Source organism: Pseudomonas sp. MC6 (assembly GCF_054790575.1).
Genome location: NZ_CP186504.1, coordinates 4607213 through 4620169, shown reverse-complemented (window position 1 = coordinate 4620169; position 12957 = coordinate 4607213). Strand labels below are relative to the sequence as shown.

The 12957-nt window shown below is 59.7% G+C and carries 16 protein-coding genes and 1 pseudogene; 5 read left to right on the top strand and 12 right to left on the bottom strand.

The features are described 5' to 3' along the window. The first annotated feature begins 107 nt into the window (after positions 1-107). Positions 108-1067: an amino acid ABC transporter permease gene (locus ACOYXE_RS20605; RefSeq protein WP_150794142.1), complete on the top strand. Its 960-nt coding sequence runs from the start codon at positions 108-110 to the stop codon at positions 1065-1067. After that, entirely contained in the window at positions 1060-1794 is a 735-nt protein-coding gene (locus tag ACOYXE_RS20600) for an amino acid ABC transporter ATP-binding protein (protein WP_460926514.1), read from the top strand. The genes ACOYXE_RS20605 and ACOYXE_RS20600 overlap by 8 nt, the downstream gene beginning before the upstream one ends. Before the next feature lie 147 nt (positions 1795-1941). On the opposite strand, the gene ACOYXE_RS20595 is transcribed toward ACOYXE_RS20600, so the two are convergent. The 11 genes and pseudogenes from ACOYXE_RS20595 to ubiE form a co-directional block, all read right to left on the bottom strand. Next, complete coding sequence (locus ACOYXE_RS20595) at positions 1942-2646, bottom strand: methyl-accepting chemotaxis protein (protein WP_460929867.1); 705 nt, start codon at positions 2644-2646, stop codon at positions 1942-1944. A 198-nt stretch (positions 2647-2844) separates the two neighbouring features. Further along, positions 2845-3741: pseudogene (locus ACOYXE_RS20590) on the bottom strand (methyl-accepting chemotaxis protein); the annotation flags it as partial. A 210-nt stretch (positions 3742-3951) separates the two neighbouring features. Beyond that, positions 3952-4659 carry a 16S rRNA (uracil(1498)-N(3))-methyltransferase gene (locus ACOYXE_RS20585; protein ID WP_160055068.1) on the bottom strand — a complete coding sequence of 236 codons (708 nt, stop codon included), beginning with the start codon at positions 4657-4659 and terminating at the stop codon, positions 3952-3954. After that, positions 4656-5447 carry a twin-arginine translocase subunit TatC gene (gene tatC / locus ACOYXE_RS20580; protein WP_460926513.1) on the bottom strand — a complete coding sequence of 264 codons (792 nt, stop codon included), beginning with the start codon at positions 5445-5447 and terminating at the stop codon, positions 4656-4658. Before tatC ends, ACOYXE_RS20585 begins: the two co-directional genes overlap by 4 nt. Beyond that, positions 5444-5902 carry a Sec-independent protein translocase protein TatB gene (gene tatB / locus ACOYXE_RS20575; protein ID WP_160055071.1) on the bottom strand — a complete coding sequence of 153 codons (459 nt, stop codon included), beginning with the start codon at positions 5900-5902 and terminating at the stop codon, positions 5444-5446. The genes tatC and tatB overlap by 4 nt, the downstream gene beginning before the upstream one ends. A 10-nt stretch (positions 5903-5912) precedes the next feature. Continuing rightward, on the bottom strand, positions 5913-6194 hold the full coding sequence (locus ACOYXE_RS20570) for a twin-arginine translocase TatA/TatE family subunit (RefSeq protein ID WP_003220847.1): 282 nt from the start codon (positions 6192-6194) through the stop codon (positions 5913-5915). Positions 6195-6219: 25 nt separating this feature from the next. Beyond that, positions 6220-6552: a phosphoribosyl-ATP diphosphatase gene (locus ACOYXE_RS20565; protein ID WP_003220849.1), complete on the bottom strand. Its 333-nt coding sequence runs from the start codon at positions 6550-6552 to the stop codon at positions 6220-6222. Continuing rightward, positions 6545-6946 (bottom strand): phosphoribosyl-AMP cyclohydrolase, encoded by a 402-nt coding sequence (gene hisI, locus ACOYXE_RS20560; RefSeq protein WP_007909357.1) that lies wholly within the window; start codon positions 6944-6946, stop codon positions 6545-6547. The genes ACOYXE_RS20565 and hisI overlap by 8 nt, the downstream gene beginning before the upstream one ends. A gap of 120 nt (positions 6947-7066) precedes the next feature. Beyond that, positions 7067-8671: a ubiquinone biosynthesis regulatory protein kinase UbiB gene (gene ubiB / locus ACOYXE_RS20555; protein WP_150707963.1), complete on the bottom strand. Its 1605-nt coding sequence runs from the start codon at positions 8669-8671 to the stop codon at positions 7067-7069. Further along, the gene (locus tag ACOYXE_RS20550) at positions 8668-9291 is read right to left on the bottom strand and encodes a ubiquinone biosynthesis accessory factor UbiJ (RefSeq protein WP_034152973.1); all 624 of its coding nucleotides are present in this window, start codon (positions 9289-9291) and stop codon (positions 8668-8670) included. The genes ubiB and ACOYXE_RS20550 overlap by 4 nt, the downstream gene beginning before the upstream one ends. Then, the gene (ubiE, locus tag ACOYXE_RS20545) at positions 9291-10061 is read right to left on the bottom strand and encodes a bifunctional demethylmenaquinone methyltransferase/2-methoxy-6-polyprenyl-1,4-benzoquinol methylase UbiE (RefSeq protein WP_008080626.1); all 771 of its coding nucleotides are present in this window, start codon (positions 10059-10061) and stop codon (positions 9291-9293) included. The genes ACOYXE_RS20550 and ubiE overlap by 1 nt, the downstream gene beginning before the upstream one ends. A gap of 166 nt (positions 10062-10227) precedes the next feature. On the opposite strand from ubiE, the gene ACOYXE_RS20540 reads away from it, so the two are divergent. From ACOYXE_RS20540 to ACOYXE_RS20530, 3 genes are all read left to right on the top strand, one after another. Continuing rightward, on the top strand, positions 10228-10503 hold the full coding sequence (locus tag ACOYXE_RS20540; RefSeq protein ID WP_007909364.1) for a polyhydroxyalkanoic acid system family protein: 276 nt from the start codon (positions 10228-10230) through the stop codon (positions 10501-10503). 205 nt (positions 10504-10708) lie between these two features. Next, entirely contained in the window at positions 10709-11131 is a 423-nt protein-coding gene (locus ACOYXE_RS20535; protein ID WP_095113427.1) for a phasin family protein, read from the top strand. A 10-nt stretch (positions 11132-11141) separates the two neighbouring features. Continuing rightward, positions 11142-12065 (top strand): phasin family protein, encoded by a 924-nt coding sequence (locus ACOYXE_RS20530; protein ID WP_160055077.1) that lies wholly within the window; start codon positions 11142-11144, stop codon positions 12063-12065. A 271-nt stretch (positions 12066-12336) separates the two neighbouring features. Here the strand turns inward: ACOYXE_RS20530 and ACOYXE_RS20525 are convergent, their stop codons facing one another. After that, a complete protein-coding gene (locus tag ACOYXE_RS20525; RefSeq protein WP_122855557.1) occupies positions 12337-12957 on the bottom strand; it encodes a TetR/AcrR family transcriptional regulator in 621 nt (206 codons plus the stop codon).

Here is a 12957-nt window from a genome sequence, read left to right as displayed (position 1 = left end):
CCCCTTTCGCGAGCAGGCTCGCTCCCACATTGGAATGCATTTCAAATGTGGGAGCGAGCCTGCTCGCGAAGAGGGCCTTGTAAGCAACACCAATTCCGGAACCTGCAATGAAACAGAAAAAAGCCCAATGGCCCTGGCACGTCCTCACCGTGCTGGTGCTGGTCGGCCTCGCGGGCGCGTTGTATTACGCGACGTCGCTGATGTCCTACGAATGGCGCTGGAATCGCGTGCCGCAGTACTTCGCCTATCAGGCTGAAGAAACCCAGCGTGCCACGGACATTTCCACCGTCACCGAACTGGTGCGCAAGGGCAGCAGCGCGCAAGTCACTCTGCGCAATGACGCCGGTGACGAGCAGCACCTGACCGTCGACGAGAACAGCCTGCAATTCGCTCAGGGCGACGATGTGGCCGAAGGCGACGTCGTGGGCGTGACCCGGCATTGGGCGGCAGGACCGTTGTTGTGGGGCCTTTGGACCACGCTTTGGCTGTCAGTCGTTTCCGGTGTCCTGGGTTTGCTGATCGGTCTGGTCACTGGCCTGTGCCGGCTGTCGAACAACCCGACCCTGCGCGACCTCTCGACCATTTACGTCGAGCTGGTACGCGGCACGCCGCTGCTGGTGCAGATTTTCATTTTCTATTTCTTCATCGGCACGGTGATGAACCTGTCCCGCGAATTCGCCGGGATCGCCGCGCTGTCGCTGTTCACCGGTGCCTACGTGGCCGAGATCATCCGTTCCGGGGTGCAATCGATTGCCCGTGGCCAGAACGAAGCGGCGCGTTCGCTCGGTCTGAGTGCCGGTCAGTCGATGCGCCACGTGGTGCTGCCGCAAGCGCTGAAACGCGTGCTGCCGCCGCTGGCCGGGCAGTTCATCAGCCTGGTCAAGGACACCTCGCTGGTGTCGGTGATCGCCATCACCGAGCTGCTGAAAAGCGGCCGTGAAGTCATCACCACCTCGTTCTCGCCGTTCGAGATTCTGTTCTGCGTCGCCGGTCTGTACCTGTTGATCAACCTGCCGCTGTCGAAAATCGCCAGCCGACTTGAGCGGAGGCTCGCGCAAAGTGATTGAAGTCCGCGATCTGGTAAAAGTCTTCGACACCCGTGGGCAAGTGGTGCGCGCGGTGGATAACGTCAGTACCACGGTGGCCAAGGGCGAAGTGCTGGTGGTCATCGGCCCGTCCGGTTCCGGAAAGTCGACTTTCCTGCGTTGCCTCAATGGCCTGGAGGAATTCGATTCCGGCTCGGTGAGCATCGACGGTCTGCAACTGGCCGACCCGACAACCGACGTCAACGCCTACCGCCGCGAAGTCGGCATGGTCTTTCAGCACTTCAACCTGTTCCCGCACATGACCGTGCTGGAAAACCTCTGTCTGGCGCAGAAAGTCGTGCGCAAGCGCGGCAAGAAAGAGCGCGAGGCCAAGGCGATGGAGTTGCTGCAGAAGGTCGGTATTGCACAGAAGGCCAATGAGTTTCCGTCACGCCTGTCCGGCGGTCAGCAACAGCGCGTGGCGATTGCCCGGGCGCTGGCGATGGGGCCGAAGGTCATGCTGTTCGATGAGCCGACCTCGGCGCTCGACCCGGAAATGGTCGGCGAGGTGCTGGACGTGATGAAAAACCTGGCCGTGGAAGGCATGACCATGGTCTGCGTGACCCATGAGATGGGCTTTGCCCGGGAAGTGGCGGATCGGGTGTTATTTTTCGATCACGGCAAGCTGCTGGAAGATGCGGCGCCGGCGGAATTCTTTGATGCGCCGAAGGATCCGCGCGCGAAGGCTTTCTTACGTCAGGTCTTGTAATTTCAGCGTCTCTCAGGACGCCTTCGCGAGCAGGCTCGCTCCCACAGTTGACCGAGTAGTCCAGGCGGACGCGGTCCAATGTGGGAGCGAGCCTGCTCGCGAATGGCATCACCCCGGTCCACAGTGAACCGAGGCCGATGAATCACTTCAAACCTTGAATCGACCGACCAGCATCTGTAGATGCGTGCCCAAGCGCGCCAGCTCAACGCTGGAAGCCGCCGTCTCTTCGCTCGCCGCCGACGTCTGATCCGACACATCCCGCACATTCAGCACGCTACGGTTGATCTCTTCAGCCACCGCGCTCTGCTGCTCGGCCGCTGCCGCAATCTGTTGGTTCATCGCCTGAATCGCCGAAACTGTGCGGGTGATGCTTTCCAGCGAACCGCCCGCGCGACGGGTCAGCTCAACGCTGCTGTCAGTGAGGGTGCGGCTGTTGTCCATGATCGTTGCCACTTGCTGGGTGCCGTTTTGCAGACCGACGATCAGCTCTTCGATCTCTTCGGTGGACTTCTGCGTGCGCTGGGCGAGGCTGCGTACTTCATCGGCAACCACGGCAAACCCACGCCCGGCTTCACCGGCACGCGCAGCCTCGATGGCGGCGTTGAGGGCCAGCAGGTTGGTTTGCTGGGCCACGGATTTGATCACGTCGAGGACGCTGCCGATCTTGTCGCTTTCGCGTTTCAGTTCGCCCATGGCCTCGGTGGAGTGGCCGACTTCAACCGCCAGACGCTCGATCTGTGCGATCGCTTCGCCCACCACTTTGTCGCCTTCGCGAGCCTGTTGGTCAGCGGCGACGGCGGCTTCGGAAGCTTCTTCGGCGTTGCGCGCAACTTCCTGCACGGTGGCGGCCATTTCGTTCATGGCGGTGGCGACCTGATCGGTCTCGATTTTCTGATTATTGACCCCGGCACTGGTTTGTTCGGTCACCGCCGACAGCTCTTCAGCGGCGCTGGCGATCTGGGTGACGCCATCGCTGATTCCGCCGACCAGTTCACGCAGGCCTTGGGTCATGCTCTGCATCGAGCGCTGCAGTTGGCCGAGTTCATCACGGCGCAGCGAGACCAGATTGTGCGTCAGGTCACCGGCAGCTACGCGCTCGGCGACTTTCAGGGTCTGGTTCAGCGGGATGATGATCTGCCGGGTGATCGCCCAAGCGGCCAGCAGACCGAATGCTACCGCCAGTGCGGTGGCGATCAGCAGCAGGTTTTTGGCACGCGCCGCGTCAGTGTCGCGAACCACGGTCTGCGATTCAGTGAGTTTCTTGCTCACAGCGATCAAAATGTCGCCCTGAGCAGACATGTTGGCCAGTGCTGCAGCGTTTTTTACTTGAGAATCACGGAATTGAGCCACGGCTGCACGGTAAGCCTTAAGCGAGTCGGTGGCTTGCTGCAGGTTGCCGATATGCTGATCCGGGACGCGGGACGGCAGGCTTACGAGGTTTTTCAGGGCATTGTCGATCGCGGTCAGGGCGGGTTGCTCGGCATCGGCCTTGCCGCTGTAGGTGTAACCGCGCACCTGATATCGCGCTTGCTGCAGCAGTTTGCTCAGTTCTATCACCGCGTTGTATTGCGCGATGCTGTCGCCTTGTAGCAGTGCGCTCTCGACCTCGCCGACCTTGGCCACGGCATTGTCGGCATTGGCGCCGAGCTTGCTGCGCGCGTCTTCACGCTGCACGGTGGCCTGCGTCATTTCACCGAAGGCACGCTTGTATTCAGCCACGGCAGCCAATTGTTGATCAACCATCGCCACATCGGACGGCTGCTCGATCATGCCGCGTGCCGATTGCAGACCGCTTTCGAGTTTGCTCAGGAATTCGTTGACCGTGCCCGGTCCCTGCTCGCCGCGACGCATGTCGTAGTCCATGCGCGCCAGGCGCAGGTCCTTGGTCAGCTCGTTGAGGCTGGAGATAAAGCCGAGTTTGTCACCACGGCTGATGATGCCGCTCATGCCGGTCCAGCCGGTGAAGGTGATCAACAGGGTCAGCAACAGCACCAGGCCGAAACCGATGCCCAGCTTGCGTTTGACGCTGACGTTTCCAAGACTCTCGGCTAACCAACGGTACATGCGACCACTCCCTTCGGACCACTAATTGGACTTATGGAGAGGGTATCGGCCGAATGATGGCAATCTGTAACACCACTTATCTGCTGCGCAGAATCAGAAGAGGCGTGCGAGCAGGGCGGTGACGGCGGTTTCGACGCGCAGGATGCGTTCGCCGAGTTGCACCGGTTGCAGGCCGGACTTGGCCAGCAGATCGATTTCGTAGGGAATCCAGCCGCCTTCGGGGCCGATGGCCAGGGTGACGGGTTCGCTGAGGGCGCGTGGGCACGGCGGGTAGTTGCCGGGATGGCCAACCAGTCCGAGAGTGCCTTCGGTAATCGCTGGCAGCCGATCCTCAACGAAAGGCTTGAAGCGCTTCTCGATGATGATCTCTGGCAGGACAGTGTCGCGCGCCTGTTCGAGGCCGAGGATCAGTTGCTCACGAATCGCCTCGGGCTCAAGAAACGGCGTCTGCCAGAAACTCTTCTCGACCCGATAGCTGTTGACCAGAATCACCTTCGACACGCCCATGGTCGCCACGGTCTGAAACACCCGGCGGAGCATCTTCGGACGCGGAAGGGCCAGCACCAGCGTCAGTGGCAGTTTGGCCGGTGGCGGCTGATCGAGGCTGACACGCAACTCCGCTTCACCCGCTTCCAGACGCAGCAATTCAGCCGAACCCATCAGCCCATCGATGCGCCCGACGCGCAGGCTGTCACCGACTTCCGAACGGTGAACTTCCTGCATATGGGTCAGGCGTCGATCACGCAGCACTACGCGGTCGGCCGCAATGAAGTCGGCCTCTTCGAGCAACAGCAGGTTCATGCCTGGGTCGCTGGCGGCTGGTCGTTGTGGTCGTCGGCCGCGTTTTCATCCGGTCGTTCGCGCTTGCTGATCAAACCACCGAACAGAATGCCGATTTCAAACAGCATCCACATCGGCACGGCCAGCAGGGTTTGCGAGAAGATGTCCGGCGGCGTCAGGATCATGCCGACCACGAAGCAGCCGATGATCACGTACGGGCGGATCTTTTTCAGGTAGGCCACGTCGACCACGCCGATCCACACCAGCAGCACCACGGCCACCGGGATCTCGAACGCCACGCCGAAGGCGAAAAACAGCGTCATGACGAAGTCGAGGTAACTGGCGATGTCGGTCATCATTTCCACGCCGGCCGGGGTGGCAGCGGCGAAGAATTTGAAGATCAGCGGGAACACGAAGTAATAGGCGAACGCCATGCCGGTGTAGAACAACAGAATGCTCGACACCAGCAGCGGCACCGCGATGCGCTTCTCATGCTTGTACAGGCCCGGCGCGATAAAGCCCCAGATCTGATGCAGGATCACCGGGATCGCGAGGAACAGCGAGACCATCATCGTCAGCTTCAGCGGCGTCAGGAACGGCGACGACACGTCGGTAGCGATCATCGTCGCGCCGACCGGCAGGTATTGGCGCAGCGGCGTCGAGACGAAGGTGTAGATCTGCTGGGTGAACGCAAACAGCCCGGCGAAGATGATGAAGATCGCCGCCACACAACGCAGCAGGCGGGTGCGCAACTCGGTGAGGTGCGAAACCAGCGGCATGTGCTGGTCGTTTTCGGGGAGATCGCTCATGGGGCTCGCGGCGGCAGAGTAGGGTCTTGAGGCGCTGGTGTGATCGGCGCGGCGGTTGGCGCAACGTGTTCAACAGATTGTTCCACAGCGGCTGGCGCCGGCTCTGTCGGTGCTACAACGGCAGCGGGTGCCGGTGCTGGCGTAACAGGCGCGGTCGGCGCATGAATTGTCTGCTGACCTACATGCTCAACCGGCGTCGGCTCTTGCTGAACCGGCGTGAAAATCTTCCGCGCCTCCTGCTCCAGCGACAGAATGTGCTCGTTGTGCAGTTGCCGACGGATCTCGTCGGCGCCGATTTCACGTTCAACTTCCTGTTTGATCGCGTTGAAGCTGCGCTTCAGCCGGCCGACCCACAGGCCTGCGGTGCGTGCAGCGCCCGGCAGACGCTCGGGGCCCAGCACCAGCAGGGCGACGAGGCCGACGAGCAGCAGTTCAGAGAAGCTGATACCAAACATTAGTCAGTGCTCACACGTCTTTGCGGATCGGCTCTTCGACTTTCTGCGCCTGCACGTCAATGGTGTGCGGCGGGTTGGCCTGAGCGGTGGCTTGCGGCTGCACCGGTGGCACTGGCTGCGCAGGCGTCACGGTTGGATCAGCGGCCGGTTTTTCATCGTCGTTCATGGCTTTGCGGAAGCCCTTGATCGATTCGCCAACGTCGGTGCCGAGGTTTTTCAGTTTCTTGGTGCCGAACACCAGCACCACGACAACCAGAATGACGATCCAGTGTTTCCAGTCAAAAATGCCCATGTTGCTGTTCCTCTCTAAAAATTGTTCAGGCGGACGGACGCGAGGCTTTCTCGACGTGTCCGGACAGGCCGAAGCGACGATCCAGTTCATCCAGCACGGCCTGCGGATGCTGCCCCAGTTGAGCAAGCATGACCATGCTGTGGAACCACAGGTCGGCGGTCTCGTAGATCACGTCACTGCAGTCGCCGCTGATCGCAGCGTCCTTGGCGGCAATAATGGTTTCGACCGACTCTTCGCCGACTTTCTCCAGAATCTTGTTCAAACCCTTGTGATACAGACTAGCCACATACGAGCTGTCGGCGGCTGCGCCTTTGCGCTCTTCAAGTACCTGAGCGAGGCGGGTCAGGGTGTCACTCATGTTTGTGTCCTGCGGAATAGATAGCGTGCGGATCTTTCAGAACCGGGTCGACGGTTTTCCAGTCGCCGTTTTCGAAGACACGGTAAAAGCAGCTTTGACGGCCGGTATGGCAAGCGATGTCGCCGATCTGTTCAACCATCAGGATGATCACGTCGGCGTCACAGTCCAGACGCATTTCATGCAGCGTCTGTACATGGCCGGACTCTTCGCCCTTGCGCCACAGCTTGCCACGGGAACGTGACCAGTAGATGGCACGGTTTTCCGCAGCGGTCAGTTCGAGCGCTTCGCGGTTCATCCAAGCCATCATCAGTACGCGTCCGGTCTTGTGATCCTGGGCAATCGCCGGCACCAGGCCATCAGCGTCCCATTTGATCTCGTCCAGCCAGTTTTTCATCTTCAATTCCCGAAACGCAGCTACAAGCTTTGAGCTCCAAGCTGCAAGTAAGAGCAGATTGCGGTGTTCCAGTATCGTCAGGCTTGCAGCTCGCAGCTTATAACTTGCAGCTGATTCGTGCTATCGGCGAACGACCAGATACAAGCCGACGGCCACCATGATTCCGGCCGGCCAATGCCCCAATTCGTGCAGCGGGCCACCGATGGCGAGGATTACCCCGCCGGCCAGATGCGCGCAACCGAGCAGGCGCAGGAACCAGTCGTCCTTGCGTTTATGCCATGGCGGCGGTGGGTCGTAGGCGTGCGGTTGCGACATGCGTTCGAGCAGATCACGAGCCATGTTGGCCAAATGCGGCAGCTGTTCAAACTGGCTCTGCACGTTGCCCAGCAAGGCTTTCGGGCTGACGCGCTCGCGCATCCAGCGTTCGAGGAATGGCTGCGCGGTGTTCCACAGGTCCAGATCCGGATACAGCTGACGGCCAAGACCTTCGATGTTCAGCAGGGTCTTTTGCAGCAGCACCAGTTGCGGCTGCACTTCCATGTTGAAGCGCCGCGCGGTCTGGAAAAGGCGCATCAGCACCTGGCCAAATGAAATATCTTTTAACGGTTTTTCGAAGATCGGTTCGCACACGGTACGGATCGCCGCTTCGAATTCGTTGAGTTTGGTTTCCGCCGGCACCCAGCCCGAATCAATGTGCAGTTGCGCCACGCGACGGTAGTCACGCTTGAAGAAGGCGAACAGATTGCGCGCCAGATAATCCTGGTCTTCCGGGGTCAGGCTGCCGACGATGCCGCAGTCGATCGCGATGTACTGCGGGCTCCACGGATTGACGGTGCTGACGAAGATGTTGCCTGGGTGCATGTCGGCATGGAAAAAGCTGTCGCGGAATACTTGGGTGAAGAAGATCTCCACGCCACGTTCGGCGAGCATTTTCATGTCGGTGCGCTGGTCGGCGAGGGTTGCCAGATCGGTGACCTGAATGCCGTAGATGCGTTCCATCACCAGCACTTTCGGCCGGCACCAGTCCCAATAGACTTGCGGTACATACAGCAGCGGCGAGCCTTCGAAGTTGCGCTTCAACTGGCTGGCGTTGGCCGCCTCGCGAAGCAGATCGAGTTCGTCGTAGATGGTTTTTTCGTAGTCCTGCACGACGTCGACCGGGTGCAGCAGACGCGCGTCGGCAGACAGTTTTTCAGCCGCGCGGGCAAGGATGAACAGCCACGCCAGATCCTGCGCAATGATCGGCTTCAGACCCGGGCGGATCACCTTCACCACGACTTCTTCGCCGGTTTTCAGCTGCGCGGCATGCACCTGCGCCACCGAAGCCGAAGCCAACGGTTCGACGTCAAAACGGCTGAACACGTCACTGATCTTCTTGCCCAGTTGCTCCTCGATCAGCTTGATCGACAGCTGCGAATCGAACGGCGGCACGCGATCCTGCAAGCGCATCAGCTCATCGGCGATGTCTTCCGGCAGCAGGTCGCGGCGGGTCGAAAGAATCTGCCCGAACTTGATGAAAATCGGCCCGAGGTCCTGCAGCGCCAGGCGCAAACGCGCGCCCCGGCTCAGGTCAAGCGGCTTGCGCGGGAACCAGCGCCACGGCAGCACATAGCGCAGCGCCAGGAGAAACCAGGGCAGCGGCAGATCGAACAGCAGGTCATCGAGGCGGTAGCGGATCACGACAGACTGGATGCGCAGCAGACGGCGGACGGCGAGCAGCTTCATGCGTTATCGCTTGGGTCGAGGGATCGGGAAAGGCGCTCGAAACGCGCCTCGAGACGTTCCAGATCAAGTTTGATCCGGTCCAGTTCGCTAAACCGCGCTTCGGCTTCGCGCTGCCCGACGAGGGTGCGCGATTCTTCGGCAAGGTATTCGGCGAGGTTCTGGTTAAGGCTGGCAAATCCTTGTTGATACCAGCGCGCGCGGCTGCGCAGATGGCCACCGACCAGTTGCGTGGCGACCGGGCCGAGCCAGCGCGAGAGTTCGTACTCCCAGTCCAGCTCAAGATCCTGCAGCACACCGGCCAGTTCCAGCAGCACGCCGCTGTCGCCATCGAGTTCGACTTCCGGGGCGTGCAGCACCGCAGTCTTGTCTTTGCTCACGGCCAGTTTGATCAGGCTCGAGGCCGGCGCACGCAGGGTGCAGTCGACAGCGGTTTCCCAATGGGACGCCAGCATCAAACCTTCGTCGCTCGGCAGAATGAACAGTTGCAGCGCCGGGCTGCGGCAGTCGACGGCAATCACCTTGCCGGTCAAATGCGCCAGCCGTGGCAACGCCGTGCTGTCGAGACGCAGCACCCGGTTGAGGCCGAGTTCAACGCTGGCGAGCAGCCCGGTGAGCAACATCAGGGCTTGATGCCACGGTGCAGGGCGACGATGCCTGCGGTCATGTTGTGATAGGTCACGCGGTCGAAACCGGCGTCGACCATCATCGACTTCAGGGTTTCCTGATTCGGGTGCATGCGGATCGATTCGGCCAGATAGCGATAGCTTTCCGAGTCGTTGGTGATCAGCTTGCCCATCAGCGGCATGAAGGCGAACGAATAGGCATCGTAGGCTTTCGACATCAGCGCGTTGGTCGGCTTGGAGAATTCCAGCACCAACAAACGACCGCCGGGCTTGAGCACGCGCAGCATTGAGCGCAGGGCGTCTTCTTTGTGCGTCACGTTGCGCAGGCCGAAGGCGATGGTCACGCAATCGAAATGGTTGTCCGGGAACGGCAGTTTTTCTGCGTCCGCCTGAACGAATTCGACGTTGCCGGCAACACCCAGATCGAGCAGACGGTCACGACCGACCTTGAGCATCGATTCGTTGATGTCAGCCAATACCACCTGACCGGTCGGGCCGACCAGGTGCGAGAATTTTTTGGTCAGATCACCGGTACCGCCGGCGATGTCCAGCACGCGGTTACCGCTGCGCACGCCCGACAGTTCGATCGCAAAACGCTTCCACAGACGGTGCATGCCGCCCGACAGAAGGTCGTTCATCAGGTCGTACTTGGCGGCTACCGAGTGGAAAACCTCAGCGACTTTTTCCGCTTTCTGGCTTTCCGGAACGTTTTTGAAGCCGAAGTGAGTGGTGGGTTCGGCATCGCTGCCTTTGCGCTGATCAGTCATATCGCTGTCACCAAAAGAGAATGCGCGACATTCTAATCCCCAAGCCATGCTTTGTCTTGGAATGGCTAAAGGTAAGATGGGCAACCCTCGGGACGATTTGCCGCAGCGGCGGTCAAGATTTACCGACACATCTTTTTCGCCCCATTCAAAAAGCAGGAGTCAATCAATGGCCAAAATCACTGTTGAGCGTGCCCACAATCTGGGTAAGGAAGCTGCCCGCGAGAAGGCCGACAAGCTGGCGCAAAAACTCTCCGAGCAATATGGCCTGGAGCCGCAATGGTCCGGCGACACCCTGAACCTCAAGCGCTCGGGCGTGAAAGGCGCGGTGCATGTGGCGGACGATTCGATCAAGGTCGACGTTGAGCTGGGCCTGATGATGTCGGCCATGAGCGGCATGATCAAAGCCGAAATCGAAAAAGCCCTCGACAAAGCTTTGGTTTGAACATCAAAAGATCGCAACCTTCGGCAGCTCCTACAGACGTACACATTCCCCTGTAGGAGCTGCCGAAGGCTGCGATCTTTTCATTCAGGCACCACCGATTCATGTCAGTTGTTAGGGTGCCGTTTCTAATTTTTCTGCCTACTTTGTGCCTGAGCCCGACACTTTCCCGGGCAGTTCCTCAAACCTTCTGCGCGTGGGGTGCACCATGGCCAAAGTTATTTTGAAGAAAAAAATCGACGTTTCGACTTCTGCTCTGAGCGACGTCAAATCCTATGCCCGCAAGATCTGGCTGGCAGGCCTGGGTGCCTACGCCAAGGTCGGCCAAGAGGGCAGCGACTACTTTCAAGAGTTGATCAAAGCTGGTCAAACTGTTGAAAAGAAAGGCAAAAAAGCCGTCACCGAAAAACTCGAAGCGGCCAACGCCGAGATCGATGAAGCCAAGAGCGAAGTGAGTTCTTTCAAAGGTCGTGTCGAAGTTCAGCTCGACAAGGTCGAGAAGGCGTTCGACTCCCGCGTAGCAAGCGCCTTGAATCGTATCGGCATTCCGTCTAAACATGACGTTGAGACACTCTCTGCTAAGCTCGATGAGCTGACGGCATTGCTCGAACGCGTCGCGCGTAAATCTTAAGGAGAACGGGATGGCTGGTAAAAAGAACACCGATAAAGAAGGCAGCTCGTGGATCGGGAAAGTCGAAGACTACTCCCGCAAAATCTGGCTGGCTGGTTTAGGCGTGTACTCGAAGATCGACACTGACGGCAGCAAGCTCTTCGATACATTGGTCAAAGACGGCGAGAAAGCCGAGAAGCTCACCAAGTCCGCAGTCGGCAAAAAAGTCGATGCCGCCAAGGACTCCGCTTCTTCGGCCAAGTCGCGCATCAGCGGCGTGAAAGATCGCGCACTGGGCAAGTGGGACGAGCTGGAAGGGGCTTTCGACAAGCGCCTGAACAGCGCGATTTCGCGCCTCGGTGTACCGAGCCGCAATGAAGTCAAAGCACTCAACAGCAAGGTCGACACACTGACCAAACAGATCGAGAAACTCACCGGTCTGAAAGCCCAGCCTGTGGCGGCGAAAACCGCTGCGGCAAAACCGGCAGCGAAAACGGCTGCGGCCAAACCAGCGGCCAAGTCTGCTGCCAAGCCACTGGCCAAAGCGGCAGCTAAACCCGCGGCAAAAGCCGCGGCTAAACCGGCTGCGAAAACCGCTGCCGCCAAGCCCGCAGCCAAAGCTGCAGCCAAACCGGTTGCCGCCAAAGCCGCTGCCAAAACTGCAGCAAAACCTGCGGCCAAAACTGCAGCGAAACCAGCCGCCAAGCCAGCAGCGAAAACCGCTGCGGCCAAACCAGCTGCCAAGCCTGCGGCCAAACCGGCAGCAGCGAAGAAACCGGCAGTGAAAAAACCGGCCGCGCCGAAAGCCGCAGCGCCGAAGCCAGCAGCACCTGCTGCAGCCAGGCCGGCCACTCCGGCAGCCCCGGTGAGCGCGTCGAACTCCGCCGCGGCACCGACTCCGGCGGCTACCCCGACTGTTGCATCGACCCCGTCGACGCCAACCAGTCAGTCCTGATTCTTCAGGGCAAAACAAAACGCCCGGCCTGTGAAGGTCGGGCGTTTTTGTTTGTGCTTTTTAAAAGCTTACCCTCACCCCAGCCCTCTCCCGGAGGGAGAGGGAGCCGACCGCAATGTCTTGCGTCATGCATCGACCTGAAAAACCGAGTCGATTATGGATTCAACAGAGAAATTTCAGGTCGGCGTAGCTCATCAGCATCCCCGGATCAGTCCCCTCTCCCTCCGGGCGGTCCGACGTTTCGGGAGGGTTAGGGGGAGGGGTTTTTGATTCAGTCGTGATCTTCAAGGTACTGCAGGGCCATGCGTTCGGTGGCGACCTTAACCGGCGGCAGCAAGTGCGGCGCTACCAGCATCATGATCTGGTACACGACCAATCTCACCTCACCCTCCCGATCCAGAATCCGCTGATAATCCAGCGAAAACAGCAGCGTCATGGTGATCTGCTCCACCAACTGCCCCAACGCCTGCGTATCACTGACCAACTGCCCCCCAGCCTTCAACCGCGCCAGCAACGACGCTAGGGTGCGCTTCAACGCATTGAGCAGATGTCGAATGCCCTTGGCCAGTTTTGGCAGTCGTCCGGCGAGGTTCGACAGGTCCTGAAACAGAAAGCGATACTGCGCCAGCCGCTCGACGATCAAATGCAGAAACAGCCAGTAATCCTCAGGTGCCAGTTCCACATCCGCTGGCGGATCGAGCAGTGGCGCCAGTTCATTCTGGAAGCGTTCGAACAACCCGAGAATCAGCGGTTCCTTGCCGTGGAAGTGGTAGTAGAGATTGCCCGGGCTGATCCCCATTTCGTTGGCCACCTCCATGGTGGAAACGTTCGGCTCGCCCTTTTCGTTGAACAGTTGCAAAGCACATTCGAGAATCCGGTCGCGGGTTTTCAT

Excerpts from the sequence above, each read along its gene's own strand:
- ubiE (WP_008080626.1), bottom strand. The coding sequence starts at position 10,061 with ATGACTGATCAGCGCAAAGGCAGCGATGCCGAACCCACCACTCACTTC.
- ACOYXE_RS20540 (WP_007909364.1), top strand. The coding sequence starts at position 10,228 with ATGGCCAAAATCACTGTTGAGCGTGCCCACAATCTGGGTAAGGAAGCT.
- ACOYXE_RS20570 (WP_003220847.1), bottom strand. The coding sequence starts at position 6,194 with ATGGGCATTTTTGACTGGAAACACTGGATCGTCATTCTGGTTGTCGTG.
- ACOYXE_RS20605 (WP_150794142.1), top strand. The coding sequence starts at position 108 with ATGAAACAGAAAAAAGCCCAATGGCCCTGGCACGTCCTCACCGTGCTG.
- ubiB (WP_150707963.1), bottom strand. The coding sequence starts at position 8,671 with ATGAAGCTGCTCGCCGTCCGCCGTCTGCTGCGCATCCAGTCTGTCGTG.
- ACOYXE_RS20585 (WP_160055068.1), bottom strand. The coding sequence starts at position 4,659 with ATGAACCTGCTGTTGCTCGAAGAGGCCGACTTCATTGCGGCCGACCGC.
- ACOYXE_RS20530 (WP_160055077.1), top strand. The coding sequence starts at position 11,142 with ATGGCTGGTAAAAAGAACACCGATAAAGAAGGCAGCTCGTGGATCGGG.
- ACOYXE_RS20550 (WP_034152973.1), bottom strand. The coding sequence starts at position 9,291 with ATGTTGCTCACCGGGCTGCTCGCCAGCGTTGAACTCGGCCTCAACCGG.
- tatC (WP_460926513.1), bottom strand. The coding sequence starts at position 5,447 with ATGAGCGATCTCCCCGAAAACGACCAGCACATGCCGCTGGTTTCGCAC.
- ACOYXE_RS20535 (WP_095113427.1), top strand. The coding sequence starts at position 10,709 with ATGGCCAAAGTTATTTTGAAGAAAAAAATCGACGTTTCGACTTCTGCT.
- hisI (WP_007909357.1), bottom strand. The coding sequence starts at position 6,946 with ATGAAAAACTGGCTGGACGAGATCAAATGGGACGCTGATGGCCTGGTG.
- ACOYXE_RS20565 (WP_003220849.1), bottom strand. The coding sequence starts at position 6,552 with ATGAGTGACACCCTGACCCGCCTCGCTCAGGTACTTGAAGAGCGCAAA.
- ACOYXE_RS20525 (WP_122855557.1), bottom strand. The coding sequence starts at position 12,957 with ATGAAAACCCGCGACCGGATTCTCGAATGTGCTTTGCAACTGTTCAAC.
- ACOYXE_RS20595 (WP_460929867.1), bottom strand. The coding sequence starts at position 2,646 with ATGGCCGCCACCGTGCAGGAAGTTGCGCGCAACGCCGAAGAAGCTTCC.
- tatB (WP_160055071.1), bottom strand. The coding sequence starts at position 5,902 with ATGTTTGGTATCAGCTTCTCTGAACTGCTGCTCGTCGGCCTCGTCGCC.